We start from the raw sequence: 13,839 nt of genomic DNA, 5'->3' as shown, positions 1-13,839 counted from the left end.
CGTCGGAGGGATACGGCTTGAATGTTCGCTTCCATTCGTAGAGTCGAACATTCAGAGTGCGGGAGCAATCTCGAGATACGTCACTCCACACGCGGTCACGCGCAGACAGACTGTCCCTGCATACATTGGTATGTTATAGCACGTTCGGTTGGACGCTGCCTTTTTAGAAGTGTATGCTCACTATCTGTCCGTTGATGGCTCGAAAGATGATTGCGGTCTTGATTGCTACCGCCCTCCTGTTGCTTAGCGCGCCTTCCGTCGCTGCTGGTGGGGCCGGTCTGGCAGTACAAATTGATGCTCCTGGTGAACCGGGAGAGGAAGAACCGACGAAAGTAACCGCTGACCTCAACGCAGGAGAGGCATTCCACGGCAACAAGCACGAAGTTCAGGTTCAGCTTCTCGTCAACGGAGAAGCCCGATCTAACCAGAGTACCATGCTGTCGTGGACAGACGGTAATGAGTCGGTCAGTCTGTTTACTGACCTCGACCCTGGTGAGAAAAACCTCACTATCGTCGCGACGTACCAAGATGGCGGTCAAGAATATCAATCGAGCGCGACGCAACACGTTGTCGTCAAATCATCTGGAAACGGTTCTGCGGATACCGGATCGGATGATGGTCTTTCAGCTTTTGAGCGCTGTAATGCTCGTGCCGAACTTGGCTGGGGTAGCCCGTACGAGGTCACCTGCCTCCTCGACCATCGCGGCGTTTCGGGAGTTATTGAAAACTTCCTCGGATAGCTAACTCACTGCGTCTACGTCTTTTCCAGATTACTTTCACTCCGTTCTGCGAGCTTTCATATCCCCACACCTACTCGGAAGTTGTATGATTACTAACCTCCGGGCGCTGGAGGAGGCCTACGTCCCCCGCGACCTGCACCACCGGGAAGGCCAAATCAACCAAATGACGGCCTCACTGGAGCCACTACTCAACGACCATCCCGGTGAGGACCTGTTCGTCTTCGGGCCGAGCGGCGCCGGGAAGACGACCATCGCGAAATTCGTCCTGCGACAACTCCACCGCCAGGCCGACATCGCGTGGGGGTACGTCAACTGCATCTCGGACTCCGGGAAGTCCGCCGTTCTCCATCGTCTCCTGCGCGACGCCGGGCTGGGCCTCGACCTCCGACAGGAGGGAACATCGCCTTCGACGTTCCTGAATCGGCTTCGCGACCTTGACCGGCAGTTCATCGCTGTCCTCGACGAGGTCGACGTCCTCGCTGACCACGACACGCTCACCGCCCTCTACGAAATCCCGAACGTCACACTCCTCCTGATCACCGTCGACGAAAACGACTTCTTCGCCAGCCTCGACGGCCGCCTCCAAAGTCGCCTACGTGGTACCGTGCGCGTCGAACTCCGCCCGTACAGCCACAACGAGATGGTCGACATTCTGCGCTCGCGCGTGAAAGCCGGCCTCCGACCAGGCATGATTCAGGATGAGGTCCTCGAGCACATCGCGGACCTCGCGACCGGCGACGCCCGCTACGCCATCACCCTCCTGCGACGCGCCGCTCGTGCCGTCGAGTCGAGCGAGCGACGCTACATCACACGCGACGTCGTCGATAGCGTTGCTGGAGAGGCGCGCGACGTCATCCACGACCAGCGCGTCACCTCACTCTCCACGGAAAAACGGCTCCTCTACGAGCTCGTCACACAGGCCGGCACAATCTCGGCATCCGACCTCCGCGCCCGATACAAGGAGCAACGCACCGACCCGATCGCCAGCCGGACGCGACGCAAGTACCTTCGCGCCCTGGAACGCTACGGCCTCGTCGAATCGAGCGGACAGGGCCGTGGGAAGACGTTCTATGCAGGTGGACGATGAGTCGAGACGGGGAGTCACTCGACGATGTGTATCGTAGTAGCGAGGAAGATGGCCAGTTCGATCTCGCCTACTTCGTGGGCGACTACTCTGAGCTATTCGCAATTATGGGGGTCTTTGCTGCCCTTGCGGTGTATATCTCCCAGTCTAAGACTGGAACGACACCCGATTTTAGCCTTATGAGGAGTGTCGGGTTTGTTTCGTCGTTCGGGCTTTCATTGCTCATGTACCTACTAATATATTCGAAACTTGCAGAGAAACTCGGTGGATGGCCAGCATTGTATCGTACCCATATCCGTGTTGAGAACGGATTATTAGTGGTGTTCTCCTTCCTGTCCGCTATGCTCATGGGTTCTCTTACGTCACTTCTCCTTGAGCGAGAGCCGGCCTTCTTTATGATTCTCTTGGTCGCAGCGGTGTTCCTCACCTATGTGATCTCGTTCCGCGTCCTCCGAACCACTTCCTCATTTATTCCGGACGATGAGCTTTCTAGGGCTGCTGTTCTTCTTGTCAGTTCCTGCGCTATTCTCCTCATCACGGAGGCTCTTTACACACAATTTGTATCTTCCTTCCAGATGACTACTGTCTGGGAATTGTCTCTGTCTACCCCTCTGCTGGTGGCAGCCAATATAGCTGCACTCGTAATTGCAGTTATCCGGTCACTCGCTATGTATGCCGTCGTCATCTCAGCCCTCTACGCACCAGTTGCTCTCTACAGGCGGTATCGATAGATAACTCTCCACAACCTGTTCCCGTAGGTACAAGTGCCCGATATTCCATTCAAGAATATGGTACGAAGACGGACGCTCTTACTCGCGGCACTCGTCGGCGCGATGATACTGACGGCTGGTTGCAGCGGTGTCCTCGACTCCGGCCCGTCAGTCTCGAACGCGCAGACACAACTGACCGAGTACGGACCAGCAATCGAGTTCAACTACTCCGTCGGCGACTACTCGAAGGTGATGCTCCAGCGGCCTGACGGCGAAGTCGTGACCGAAGACACCATCGAGCCGAACCAGAGCTCGAGCGCACTCCTGATGGGCGACCCACAACCCGGGACCTACAAGCTCATCGTGCAGCAGGGTGGCGAGACTGTGACGACGAAGAAGGTCACATTCAGCGGGCCAAACGCGCACGTCCGCGACGTGAGCGCGAACTGGTCCGGCAGCGTCCTCCACGGCGTCTCTGTGACGGTAGAGAACACGGGCGACCTCCCGTTCCGCGTCTCGAACGGCACCGTGTCGGCGCGCGACGCGTCGATCAACGGCTCGGTCTACCAGTGGGTCTCGGCGAACACGACCGAGACGATTACGATCGGGGCGCCATACAACGCGCTCGTCATCGAGAAGCCCGGCGACGTCCGCGGGACGGTGGCGCTCCGGACGTCGAACGGGACGCTGACAGGGACGTTCACGAAGTCCTTCGAAGGCCCGAACCTGAAGGTCGTGAACACGACCTCGAAGTGGAACGGTGACACCCTCACTCGCGTGACTGCGACCGTGCGGAACACGGGCGACATGGGCACGACGGCGAGCGCCGCCGTCTATCGAGGTGAGCAGTCGCTTGCGTCTGCCGGATTCGGGACCCGTGTCCCGGCTGGTGAGACGGTGCGATACGATATCTCCGCGCTCGGCTATATCTACCAGGCATCCTCCGGCGGCAACGTGAACCTCTCGCTCGTCGTGAACTCCTCTGCTGGCTTCACGACGACGTCGCTCTCGCACTCCGTTGCGGGCGCGGACGTCACGCTGCAATCGGTGTCTCCCGACTGGCAGGGCGGCAAGCTCCAGAGTCTCGAGTTCACCGCGACGAACAAGGGAGACGTGACGAGTGACTTCACCGCGACAGTCACCGTCGGCGGCGAGGAGATCGGCACGCCGACCTACCGTATCGACGGCGGTACGACCACGACATTCTCCTACGGTAACGGCCTCGCATCCGGATACGGCCCCCTCTATACGGTCACGTCCGGCGGCGAAGTTGACGTCACTGTCTCGGTCAGCACGCCCGGAGCGACTGGCACGAGCGAGAAGACCGCCTCGGCCACCTTCTCGGACGTCTCCGGCTCCATCACGAACGCCGACGCGACGTTCTTCAGTCAGGCGAACGGCGACGGCTCGGAACTCTCGTCCCTGAGCTTCAACGTGCAGAACGACGGGAATCTCCCCATCACCTACGACTCCATCGAGATCGAGATGGGCGGTACGACGCGCTCCTCCTCACTCTACTCTGCTCGCTCCGTCGCGGGCGGGTCGAGCGCGATGGAGACAGTCTCGTTCACCGATGGCATCGTCGTCTCCAGCGGGAGCCACGAGGTGACTATCCGGCTGAAGAACGGCGGCGAGACAGTCATCACCGACACCGTCACCGTCTCGACGTAACCCTCGATTCCTTTCCGGCACGCTTCTGGCATACACTTCCGGCATGGAGTAGCGCGCCTCTCGCGTGCGTATTCGCGCGTCTTGGACGTCTGATTCTGCTTCCGGCACGCGCCGCTGTAGCGCCTTATCCATCCCCTGTCTCGATTCGTCCATGTCCGACGCTGCGCATGGACCACCGACCAGAACCGTCACCGAACACCTGCCGTGGGGGGCGCGTGTTCGCGCTGCGCTCCACGACGAGTTCGTCGTCGTCACCTGCGACGGCGAGCGCTGGGTCTTCGCCGTCGACATCGAGACCGCACGCCTCCTCGAGGCGCGCTCGACGGCCGCCGCGCCCAGCTGGATGCCGCGCTTCCTGCGAGAAATCGGATTCGACGAGGTGGACCTGTGACGGCTACTCGTCCTCGAGGTCGTCCGTGGGAAGGTCGCCACGAAGCCACGCCCGCCCCTTATCGGAGAGTTGGTGGAGAGCAGCGTCCTCGTCGTAATACTCTACGAGACCGTGTGAGCGGAGAGCCATCAGATGGTCTCGAACCGTCTGCCGCCCCCAGTCGAGATTCGCAGAGATCACTCTCGGGGTCAGAACGAGTTCCCCACAATCGTCGTTCTTCAGCTGCTCGAGGATGTCTCGGTCAACTGGAGTCATCCACGAAGCAAGCTGTGGTTGCATCGTTTATTCAGTCTTCAGAGGCTCACATTACTATTTTCATAGCCCAAGTTGTAGAGACAAAATCGACTTGTAGAAAGACAAAACTGTTGCCAAAGACTAAGTACCCGGGAGACAGTTCTGTCGTTAACGAAGGCTCTTCGCGGACCCGTCGCTCCTCGATGGGTCCCTCTCGAAAACGATGCGGACCCCGCTGCTTGGGACAGCGGGTCCGCGTGGGCCTTCGCAACCAGACTGCGAAAGCCATGTACGACAACGACTCAGGGGTTCTTGAATACCCCGCAGACGGCAGCGCATCGACGCGATTAATGACCGACGGCGGCAGCTCTCCGAGTGACCGCGCGGAACGGTTCTGGTCGCGCTACGAGATTCCGTTCGAGTACGACACCTGCATCAAGGTTCGGCGCTCGGGCCTTCTCCGCGGGAGCGCCGGAACAGGCCACGCATCAGACACGGTCGTCCACCTGCACGTCAAGGAGGCGTTCAGCGCCGGACGCCTCTCGCGAACTGCTGACTCCTTCCTCTGCGAGAAGGATTCGTACGTTCCTCGCGACGGTCGCAAAGAGCGCCACGTCGACGACGGTGAGAGCTACGTGCCGGCGGTGACGTGCGAGACGTGCCTGAAGCGCATGGAGCGCTGGAAGGACGTCGCAGTCCGGACGGACGGCGGCGAGGACGTCGTCGAGGTCGCGGTGCCGAGTGCGGACTCGTCGGGCGAGTGCTACCACGCGCCCGGCGCGCCCTGTGGCTCGTACACGACCGAGACCATCGAGACGACGCCGACCGACCTTCTCGAGCGCGACCTCCGGCCGTGCGGGAACTGCCTCGCCCACCACGACCTCAACGACCACACCGAGTGGCGCGAGAAACTCGACCTGCTCGCCGACCCCGCGAACCACGTCCAAGAAGACGTGAACCAACGCGGCTTCTCGACGGCCGCCCTCCGCGACGACGAGCGGCCCGACGCCACTACGCACGCGCGTCGGAATGCCGAACAACTCGCGATGGCCGACGACGAAGACCTCGTCACCGACGGCGGCGAGGACGAGTGGCCGGCTCTCGACGAGATGAGCGTCGGCGAACTCCGCGAGCACTACAATGACCTCCTCGACGTGATCTACCCGGGCGACCCGACGATTCCCGAGACGGAGATTCCCGAGTGGGACCGCCACATCGAAGTCTGGCGCGCGCTCGAATCGCGCTCCGACGTCGAGATTCCCGCGTGTCCCGAGTGCGGCACGCGACACTGGAACCACGAAGCCGGCGAACCCTCGACGTGCGCAGAGTGCGGTACTCCCGCCGGCCCCGGCGTCGCGGAAGACGTGCAGTCCGCCACCCAGCGTGTCCTCCACGGGAAGCCGATCATTGACGGCGGCGAGGATTCGACGCTCGCCGAGCACGATGGTGGTGTGTCCGACCGGTCAGTCATCCCGGTGAGCGCCGGCAAGCTGCTGAACCGACTCGACGCCGCTGCGCGACTCGTCGATACCGCGACCCTCCACCTGAGCGCTGACGGCGTCTCGTTCACGACAAGCGACCTCTCTCACTCCGTACTGATTCACATCGACATTCCCGTCCCTGACGACCTGGAGGCAGACGTCGTCGAACCCACGACCTACGAGGTCGAACTCAACGCGTTCCGCGAGGCAGTCAGCACAATTGCCGGCCGCCACGACACGGTCGACCTGACGTACTCACACACGGACGACTCACTCTGGGCGACGATGGGCGACGAGCCGATGCACGTCCCCGAGCTTGACCGCGACGCACTGGAGTGGCACGACCCGGAGATTCCGGACGCGCCGCGCGAGATCTGCGTGACGAGCGTGGACACCGGCCGCCTCGTCGGCATCGTCAACGGAGTCGCGCACAACGCCTCAACCGGAAACCCACTCGTCTTGGTCGCCGAAGACGGCGAGTTCGGCGCTGGCCGCCTCATCCAGAACGGCCTTGATAACCGCTGGACAGTCCCCGAGACGCACGTCCGCGAAGTCTCCGGAACCGGCCGCGCGGCCTATGGCGCGGAGTTCCTTCGCGACATCGTCGAAGAGCTTCCAACCTCCTGGAGCGTGGACCTCGAGTTCGCGCAGGACTCGATTCTCTACGTCACCGTCTCGGACGAGTGGTGGTACGCGCTCTGCCCACGCCGTATCGAAATCGACGGTGAGGAGGTGCCAGTCTGATGTCCTCGGTCAGCCCTGAACGTCCGTGGATCTACTGCACGGCGTGCTGGGAGGCAATCGCCGGCTGGGACGAGTGGGACGAACACCAGAATGGAGGCTGCCGGGGCTTCCCTATCGACGGCCACGAGAACCGCGCGAGTTCGGATAACGCGAACCCCGACGGAGGTGAGTCGGCGTGAGCACCGACGCCGAGTCGGGCTCGCCGTTCGACGCGGTGGACCTCGAGACGTCGCGCATCTACGCACACCACTCCCCGAACATCGACGCGGGCGTGAGCGAGACGGGCGTCTTCGTCACGTTCGACGTGAACTACCCGACGGTCGAGGCGCTCGGCATCCCCGAGCAGACCGACCACGACTCGACGACGAAGTGGATCGAGGCGCGCGTCCGCGAGGACGTCGCCGGCCTCGACACACTCACCGCGGAGGAAGACCGCGACGAGTCCGCGCCCTCGGTCGGCACGCTCCGCTACGCGCCCGGGAACGTCGTCGTGGACCTCGACCTGACCAGCGAGGTGGAGCGATGAAGCCGCGCGCGGACCGCATCCAACTCTCCCGCGAGGGCAAGGTGCCAGCGTGCCCGCACTGTGAGCGCGCGACCCTCAGCAAGCGCCAGACGGACGACGGCACACGCTGGTACTGCCGGCAGTGCCTCACGCACGTCGACGAAGCCGACTGGCGTCCCCGCCGCAGCGACGGCGGCCCGAACTCCGAAACGCTCGCTGCACGCCTGATGGACGCTGACCCCGACGACTTCGGAGGCCAGGCATGACCACGCTCGACCTGGAGGACCTCACCGACGAGCAACGCGCCCGCCTCGAGCAGACTGTCGTCGAGACCGTCGAGAAAGTCGACGCCGCACTCCGTGACCGCGCTCGCGAGGAGACTACTCGCCCATGAGGTCGCGAATATCGTCCTCGCCCCACGGCCGGATGACCACGCCGTCGTCCGTTGAGGCGACGAGCACCTGTCCGTCCGTCTCGATGCCGGCGCGCTCCATCGCCTCCTTCGGGATGCGGACGTCGACCGACCCAGAACTCGTCTCGCGAGCCTTCCGCGTTCCGTGGACTTCCGCCTCGTCGTCGCTCATGTACCGCCTTTCGACCGCCAGCAGTTCAACCCTTCCCAACACCACCATGACCACCGAATCCGACGCTCCATACCACTGCAACGCCTGCGACCGCGACTTCGTGACCGTCGAGAACCTTGTCGACCACCCCGGCTGTGGCGACCCCACGCCGGACGACGACGGCGGCTCCGGCGGCGCAGCACCCACACTCGCCGCCGACGGCGGCCCGAACGTGCGCGCCCGCCACGATTGGCACGACCTGAACGGCTTCCAGCGTGACGCCCTCACCGCCGCCGCAGCCGTCGAACGCGATGGCGAGACGCCGTACGGCCTCGCCATCAAACGCGAACTGGAGGACGCCTACGGAAAAGAAGTCAACCACGGCCGCCTCTACCCGAACCTCGACTCGCTCGTCAATAAGGGCCTCATCGAGAAAGGGAAGATCGACGACCGCACGAACGAGTACCGCGTCACCGAGCGCGGGTTCGCGCTCCTCGACGTCGGCCACGACGAACTCGCACACGTCGCGACCGATGAACGCTCACTGCACGCCGTCGCAACCGACGGCGGCGAGCCCGAGAAGGAAGCCGACGTCGTGAAACTCACACACGCGCAGGTTGCCGACCTCGCCAACGACGGCCTCGCGTGGGTCATCACGGACGACCGCGTGCTCGTGCTCGGCCGCGAAGACCGCTACCCCGAGCTGCTTGACGACGTCGCTGACGCCGCCGACCAGGACGAGGTCGTCCTCGAGCGCATCCGGGACGCATCCGGCGACGACACGGAGGCGAAGTAGATGGCCGACATCGAACGCGACTACGAGAAGGGACCGAACGGCTTCCCGTACGTCGACGCGGAGAAGATGAAGCTCGGTGGGTGGGAGAGTGGCGACTACCGATTCGAGCTCGTGCGGGAGGACGGCGAAACTCTCATCGCGAACCTGACGCCGGAACAGATGGCGGGGTTCGTGGAGATGGCGCAAGACGTCCACGACCGCCACGAGGCGGCAATGCAGGAGGCTCGTGAAGATGAATGACGAAACCGAACAGGAGTTCGACCACCCGATAGACGCGAAGTTCTGCCCATCGTGCGGTGAGACTCTGCCGACGAGGGCAGTCGAGATGTGGGCTGACGAACTCCTCAACCGCTATCGCGTCCAAATCCGCTGCCCGAGTTGTGGATACAACGGAGAGGTCGTGCGTCACGAAGGACAGGCTGGCAACCGTGAAGACGACGCGGATACCGAACACTCGGAGGGCGAGCGATGAACTCGCGACGCCATCTTCTGGCAGCCACCGGGAGCGCGGCCGCTGCCCTGCTCTCGGGCTGCATGAGCACATCTGACGACGACGTCTCGCCAGACACGACCACGGAAACGACGGCGAAGCCGTCCGTCGACGTCGACACGATCTGTGCCGGCACCGACGGGTGCCTGGTCGAGATCGAGGTCAGTGGCCTCGAGAGTGGCGCGGTCAACGTCCTCGCTGGCCCCTACGTCTTCGATATGTTCGAGAACGGAACCTACGTCTACCGCGTCAACGACGGCACGACAGTCAAGGTGACGTACCAGAACGAGTTGCTCTACGGCGAGCATCTCCAGACTGACGACGGCACTCTCGTTCGCGATGCAACCGGTCGCGCTGGCACTGACGGAGGTGAGTCGGCGTGACGCTCGACTGGCCGACCGGCTTCGAACGCACGGCACCGGCCGAACGCGAACGGAACCGGAGTTTCGAGGCGACGCTCGCGCAGACGACGAGCGACCTCCAGACCGAGATGGACCGCCTCGATCCCGACGACTGGCGCGCGTCCATCGGGAACCAGCACACGAAATCGAACGGCCTCCCACTCCACAACGCGAACCCGGACGACCCCGGCTTCGTCCTCCGCTGGACCGACGACGGCGAGGACTTCGCCGTCGCGTGCGACGCCTCACCGCGCCTGCGCGACAACGTCCGCACCGTCTACCTCTGGGTGCATGAGACGCGGATGCGCGGGAACCGCCCGGTCGTCACCGGCGACACGCAGTTCGCCGCTGCGCGTCTCCCTCCTGGAGACGAGTCGACTGCCGACGGTCGCGTCGTCGCACACTCACGGCCGCCGCACGAAGTCCTCGAAGTCGCACCCGATGCGCCTGACGCTGTCGTGAAGGCCGCCTACCACTCGCTCGCGAAAGAGCGGCACCCCGATTCCGGTGGCTCTGAGGACGCGATGGCGGAACTCAACGCTGCGAAGGAGGCGATGCTCGATGAGTAGGAGCATTGCCCGCGAACACCTGCTCGGCGCGACCGTCTGGGCGTACGGCGCTGGCGGCGCCCGCGTCCGCCCGTGGATTCGCCGTGACCAGTTCAGCGGATTCTGGAGGGTCGTCCGATGAGCGAGGACCCCAGCGCGGCGGACGTCCTCGACCGGCTCGACGAGCTCGAAGAACGCCTCGACCCCGAGGAAGACCTCGAACCGATGGCGCCCGACGCCGCTCGCGAGGAGTGGCTTGCACGCCTCGAGGACCGCTCGGAGTCGACGATTCGCTCCTATCGTAACCGGACAGTCCACTTCATCCGGTTTTGCGACCGGTTCGACATCGAGAACCTGAACGACCTGACGACACGCCACATCAAGGCCTACGAGTCGGAGCGTATCTCGGACGGCCTCGACGTGAACACGCGGAAGAACGAATGGGGAACGCTCCAGCGCTTCCTCGAGTACTGCGAGGACCTCGATGCGGTCTCCTCGGATATCCCGGACGCACTCGACGTCCCGAGCCCGACGAAGGAGGAGCGCATCAACACCGAGAAGCTCCCCATCGAGCGCGCGGAGACTATCCTCGAGAACCTGAACCAATTCCGCTACGCGACCCGCGAACACGTCACCTTCCTCCTGTTCTGGCGGACGACGATGCGTCTCGGTGCCCTCCACTCACTCGACGTCGAGGACGTCTACCTGGAGGGCGATGACCTCGAACGGCTTCGCCGTCGCTACGAGCAGCAAGGGTACGCACCGAGTGTCGTCGAGAAGATGCTTGAGCGTGCAGAGACGCCATTTGTCTTCCCGCAGCATCGCCCCGATACCGGGACGCCACTAAAGAACGGTTTCGAGGGTGAGCGCGCCATCAATCTCGCCGACGAGGTTGGCGAGATTGTCTCCGACTACCTGCGCGTGAACCGTGCGGACGTTGAGGACGAGCACGGTCGCGAGCCACTCTTCTCCTCCCAGAAGGGTGGTGGCCGACTGAGTAAGTCGGCGATCCGCAACTGGATGTACGTGCTCACGCAGCCGTGTGAGTTCGGCGACGAGTGCCCACACGACCGCGACCCGGAGACGTGCACTGCTCGCGAGCACGGTCGCGGGAGCAAGTGTCCCTCGAGCCGGAGTCCGCACAAGATTCGGACCGGGTCGTTCACGTGGCACCGAGACCGCGGCTGGCCGCGTCGCGACCTGGAGGCGAAAGCGAACACGACCGAAATCGACGTCTACGACCAACCCGAGCATCTCACGCGCGCCGCCGGGCGCCGTGACCTGCTTGATCGACTTGAGGAGGACGACGAATGATGTTCAACTCGCTACTAACGCGCCTCGCCGACACACCGTCTCTCGATGAATCGCGCAGCTCAACGGTCCCACTTCTCAAACTCCTGAATCCGGACACCTCCGGGTTCAGCACTTCGTTCACCGAATTCCGCGTACTCCGGAGTGTCCGTCCCACTTGCCATCAAGCACTGGGTAGACGGCAGTAAGCGACATCGCGCTGGTGGGACCGGAGATAAAGACGACCTTGATGCCGTCGGGGCCGACGTTCTCCGTGGCGTGAACGGCAGCAATGCTGGGCGTGGGTGAACGCAACAGAGAATGGTCGGACGGCGTCGCTCGCGTGTGGCGACGCGCTTCGTCGCCTAGTCGTCGCGCTTGACGGAGGGGTTCGTCACCGCGCCGTTGGCGGCGGAGTCGAACGCGTCGCCGTACTTGCGGAGGAAGCCGCCCTCGTACTGGAGGTCGGGGCGTTCGTAGTCCTCGAGGCGTGCTTCGAGTTCTTCGTCGCTGAGGTCGACGGAGAGTTCGCGCTCGCGGACGTCGACGGTGACGGTGTCGCCGTCTTCGAGCGCGGCGATGGGGCCGCCGACGACGGACTCGGGGGCGACGTGGCCGATCATCGGGCCGCGGGTCGCACCGGAGAAGCGGCCGTCGGTGAGGAGCGCGACGTCGTCCTCGTGGCCTTGGCCGACGACGGCGGCGGTGACGCCGAGCATCTCGCGCATGCCGGGGCCGCCGCGCGGGCCCTCGTTACGGATGACGAGGACGTCGCCGGACTCGATTTCGCCGCTCTGGACGTACTCCATCGCGTTCTCCTCGTTGTCGAAGACGCGCGCGGGGCCTTCGTGGTGGAAGCCCTCCTCGCCGGTGACCTTCAGGACGCCGCCGTCGGGCGCGAGGTTGCCGGTGAGGATTTTGATGGCGCCTTCCTCGTGGAAGGGGTCGTCAGTGGTCGCGAGGAAGTCCGCGTCGATCTCGTCGTCGTCCGGGAGGTCGAGCGTCTCCAGCTCCTCCTCGATGGTGTTGCCGGTGACGGTCATCGCGTCACCGTGGAGGTAGCCGCCCTCCAGGAGGCGACGGATGACGACGGGGACGCCGCCGATTTCGTGGAGGTCCTTCATGACGCGCGAGCCGCCGGGCTGGAGGTTCGCGATCTTCGGGGTGCGCTTGCTGATTTCGTCGAACTCCTCGATGGAGAGGTCGACGCCGGCCTCGGCGGCGAGCGCGAGGACGTGGAGGACGCCGTTCGTGGAGCCCCCGAGCGCCACCTGCACGGCGATGGCGTTCTCGAAGGACTCCCGCGTGAGGATGTCGCTCGGACGGCGGTCGTTCTCGACGGCGTCGAGGACGACCTTCCCGGCTTCGCGGGCGACTTCGACGCGCTCCTCGCTCTCGGCGAGCGGGGAGGCGGAGCCGAGGGGCGCGAGGCCGAGCGCCTCGCTGATGGAGGCCATCGTGTTCGCGGTGAACATCCCGCCACAGGAACCGGCGCCGGGGCAGGCCTCGTGCTCCATCTCGACGAGTTCTTCCTCGGTCATGTCGCCGGAGGCGACGCTCCCGACGCCCTCGAAGACGTTCTGGACGGTGATTTCCCGACCGTCGTGGTGGCCGGGCATGATCGAGCCCCCGTAGAGGAAGACGGAGGGGAGGTCGGTGCGGATGGCGGCCATCATCATGCCGGGGAGGTTCTTGTCACAGCCGCCGATGGTGACGAGCGCGTCCATGCGCTCGGCGAAGGAGACGAGTTCGACGGAGTCCGCGATGACCTCACGACTGATGAGGGAGGCTTTCATCCCCTCGGTCCCCATGGAGATGGCGTCGCTGACGGTGACGGTGCCGAACTCGATGGGCATGCCGCCCTCCTCGTCGATGCCGACGGTCACGGCGTCCGCGAGGTCGTCGAGGTGGACGTTACACGGCGTGATGTCCGCGGACGGGTTGGCGACGCCGACCATCGGCGAGGAGAGGTCCTTGTCGTCGTAGCCCATCGCGCGGAACATCGCGCGGTGGGGGGCGCGCTCGGGGCCCTCGGTGACCTCAGTACTCCGAAGGTCGGGGTCCTTCTCGGGTTTTTCCTCCGGGACCGACGGGGTCGCTTCGTCCGTGTTCGACTCGGGCTTACCGCTCATTGTTGATGCGAAATCGTCGCGCAACTATAAACCCCGCGTGAGTGGCATGATTTCGGAGC

The 13,839-nt window shown here is 63.9% G+C and carries 20 protein-coding genes; 17 read left to right on the top strand and 3 right to left on the bottom strand.

Annotated elements, in window-relative coordinates; translation table 11 throughout:
- The first annotated feature begins 173 nt into the window (after window positions 1–173).
- From ACQUS8_RS08570 to ACQUS8_RS08550, 5 genes are all read left to right on the top strand, one after another.
- Window positions 174–740 (top strand): hypothetical protein, encoded by a 567-nt coding sequence (locus ACQUS8_RS08570; protein ID WP_435099568.1) that lies wholly within the window; start codon window positions 174–176, stop codon window positions 738–740.
- An 85-nt stretch (window positions 741–825) separates the two neighbouring features.
- On the top strand, window positions 826–1,827 hold the full coding sequence (locus ACQUS8_RS08565; protein WP_435099565.1) for a Cdc6/Cdc18 family protein: 1,002 nt from the start codon (window positions 826–828) through the stop codon (window positions 1,825–1,827).
- Window positions 1,824–2,555, top strand: a complete 732-nt coding sequence (locus ACQUS8_RS08560) for a hypothetical protein (protein ID WP_435099562.1) — start codon at window positions 1,824–1,826, stop codon at window positions 2,553–2,555. The genes ACQUS8_RS08565 and ACQUS8_RS08560 overlap by 4 nt, the downstream gene beginning before the upstream one ends.
- 57 nt (window positions 2,556–2,612) lie before the next feature.
- Window positions 2,613–4,205, top strand: coding sequence for a hypothetical protein (locus tag ACQUS8_RS08555; RefSeq protein WP_435099559.1), 1,593 nt, complete (start codon window positions 2,613–2,615; stop codon window positions 4,203–4,205).
- A 151-nt stretch (window positions 4,206–4,356) separates the two neighbouring features.
- Window positions 4,357–4,596, top strand: a complete 240-nt coding sequence (locus ACQUS8_RS08550) for a hypothetical protein (protein WP_435099556.1) — start codon at window positions 4,357–4,359, stop codon at window positions 4,594–4,596.
- Between the two features lie 3 nt (window positions 4,597–4,599).
- On the opposite strand, the gene ACQUS8_RS08545 is transcribed toward ACQUS8_RS08550, so the two are convergent.
- The gene (locus tag ACQUS8_RS08545) at window positions 4,600–4,875 is read right to left on the bottom strand and encodes an ArsR family transcriptional regulator (RefSeq protein WP_435099553.1); all 276 of its coding nucleotides are present in this window, start codon (window positions 4,873–4,875) and stop codon (window positions 4,600–4,602) included.
- A gap of 305 nt (window positions 4,876–5,180) precedes the next feature.
- On the opposite strand from ACQUS8_RS08545, the gene ACQUS8_RS08540 reads away from it, so the two are divergent.
- From ACQUS8_RS08540 to ACQUS8_RS08520, 5 genes are read left to right on the top strand one after another with little or no spacing between them, the layout of a single operon-like run.
- Window positions 5,181–7,055 carry a hypothetical protein gene (locus ACQUS8_RS08540; RefSeq protein ID WP_435099550.1) on the top strand — a complete coding sequence of 625 codons (1,875 nt, stop codon included), beginning with the start codon at window positions 5,181–5,183 and terminating at the stop codon, window positions 7,053–7,055.
- On the top strand, window positions 7,055–7,234 hold the full coding sequence (locus ACQUS8_RS08535; protein ID WP_435099548.1) for a hypothetical protein: 180 nt from the start codon (window positions 7,055–7,057) through the stop codon (window positions 7,232–7,234). The genes ACQUS8_RS08540 and ACQUS8_RS08535 overlap by 1 nt, the downstream gene beginning before the upstream one ends.
- Window positions 7,231–7,581, top strand: a complete 351-nt coding sequence (locus ACQUS8_RS08530; protein WP_435099545.1) for a hypothetical protein — start codon at window positions 7,231–7,233, stop codon at window positions 7,579–7,581. The genes ACQUS8_RS08535 and ACQUS8_RS08530 overlap by 4 nt, the downstream gene beginning before the upstream one ends.
- Window positions 7,578–7,826, top strand: coding sequence for a hypothetical protein (locus tag ACQUS8_RS08525; RefSeq protein WP_435099542.1), 249 nt, complete (start codon window positions 7,578–7,580; stop codon window positions 7,824–7,826). Before ACQUS8_RS08530 ends, ACQUS8_RS08525 begins: the two co-directional genes overlap by 4 nt.
- Complete coding sequence (locus tag ACQUS8_RS08520) at window positions 7,823–7,954, top strand: hypothetical protein (RefSeq protein ID WP_435099539.1); 132 nt, start codon at window positions 7,823–7,825, stop codon at window positions 7,952–7,954. The genes ACQUS8_RS08525 and ACQUS8_RS08520 overlap by 4 nt, the downstream gene beginning before the upstream one ends.
- Here the strand turns inward: ACQUS8_RS08520 and ACQUS8_RS08515 are convergent.
- Complete coding sequence (locus ACQUS8_RS08515) at window positions 7,941–8,144, bottom strand: hypothetical protein (protein WP_435099536.1); 204 nt, start codon at window positions 8,142–8,144, stop codon at window positions 7,941–7,943. The genes ACQUS8_RS08520 and ACQUS8_RS08515 overlap by 14 nt on opposite strands.
- A gap of 46 nt (window positions 8,145–8,190) precedes the next feature.
- Between ACQUS8_RS08515 and ACQUS8_RS08510 the strand changes: the two genes are divergently transcribed.
- Genes ACQUS8_RS08510 through ACQUS8_RS08480 form a run of 7 tightly spaced genes read left to right on the top strand, consistent with a single transcriptional unit; the run spans window position 8,191 to window position 11,672 of the window.
- Window positions 8,191–8,919 (top strand): helix-turn-helix transcriptional regulator, encoded by a 729-nt coding sequence (locus tag ACQUS8_RS08510; RefSeq protein ID WP_435099533.1) that lies wholly within the window; start codon window positions 8,191–8,193, stop codon window positions 8,917–8,919.
- Window positions 8,920–9,159, top strand: a complete 240-nt coding sequence (locus ACQUS8_RS08505) for a hypothetical protein (protein ID WP_435099530.1) — start codon at window positions 8,920–8,922, stop codon at window positions 9,157–9,159.
- Entirely contained in the window at window positions 9,152–9,391 is a 240-nt protein-coding gene (locus tag ACQUS8_RS08500; RefSeq protein WP_435099527.1) for a hypothetical protein, read from the top strand. Before ACQUS8_RS08505 ends, ACQUS8_RS08500 begins: the two co-directional genes overlap by 8 nt.
- Complete coding sequence (locus ACQUS8_RS08495) at window positions 9,388–9,792, top strand: hypothetical protein (protein WP_435099524.1); 405 nt, start codon at window positions 9,388–9,390, stop codon at window positions 9,790–9,792. The genes ACQUS8_RS08500 and ACQUS8_RS08495 overlap by 4 nt, the downstream gene beginning before the upstream one ends.
- On the top strand, window positions 9,789–10,379 hold the full coding sequence (locus ACQUS8_RS08490; protein ID WP_435099521.1) for a J domain-containing protein: 591 nt from the start codon (window positions 9,789–9,791) through the stop codon (window positions 10,377–10,379). The genes ACQUS8_RS08495 and ACQUS8_RS08490 overlap by 4 nt, the downstream gene beginning before the upstream one ends.
- Complete coding sequence (locus ACQUS8_RS08485) at window positions 10,372–10,500, top strand: hypothetical protein (RefSeq protein WP_435099518.1); 129 nt, start codon at window positions 10,372–10,374, stop codon at window positions 10,498–10,500. The genes ACQUS8_RS08490 and ACQUS8_RS08485 overlap by 8 nt, the downstream gene beginning before the upstream one ends.
- A complete protein-coding gene (locus ACQUS8_RS08480) occupies window positions 10,497–11,672 on the top strand; it encodes a tyrosine-type recombinase/integrase (RefSeq protein ID WP_435099515.1) in 1,176 nt (391 codons plus the stop codon). The genes ACQUS8_RS08485 and ACQUS8_RS08480 overlap by 4 nt, the downstream gene beginning before the upstream one ends.
- 341 nt (window positions 11,673–12,013) lie before the next feature.
- On the opposite strand, the gene ilvD is transcribed toward ACQUS8_RS08480, so the two are convergent.
- Window positions 12,014–13,780 (bottom strand): dihydroxy-acid dehydratase, encoded by a 1,767-nt coding sequence (ilvD, locus tag ACQUS8_RS08475; RefSeq protein ID WP_435099512.1) that lies wholly within the window; start codon window positions 13,778–13,780, stop codon window positions 12,014–12,016.
- Window positions 13,781–13,839: the final 59 nt, after the last annotated feature.

This window comes from Halarchaeum sp. P4 (assembly GCF_051195175.1).
Lineage (GTDB): Archaea > Halobacteriota > Halobacteria > Halobacteriales > Halobacteriaceae > Halarchaeum.
This window is presented reverse-complemented; position numbering and strand designations above follow the sequence as displayed.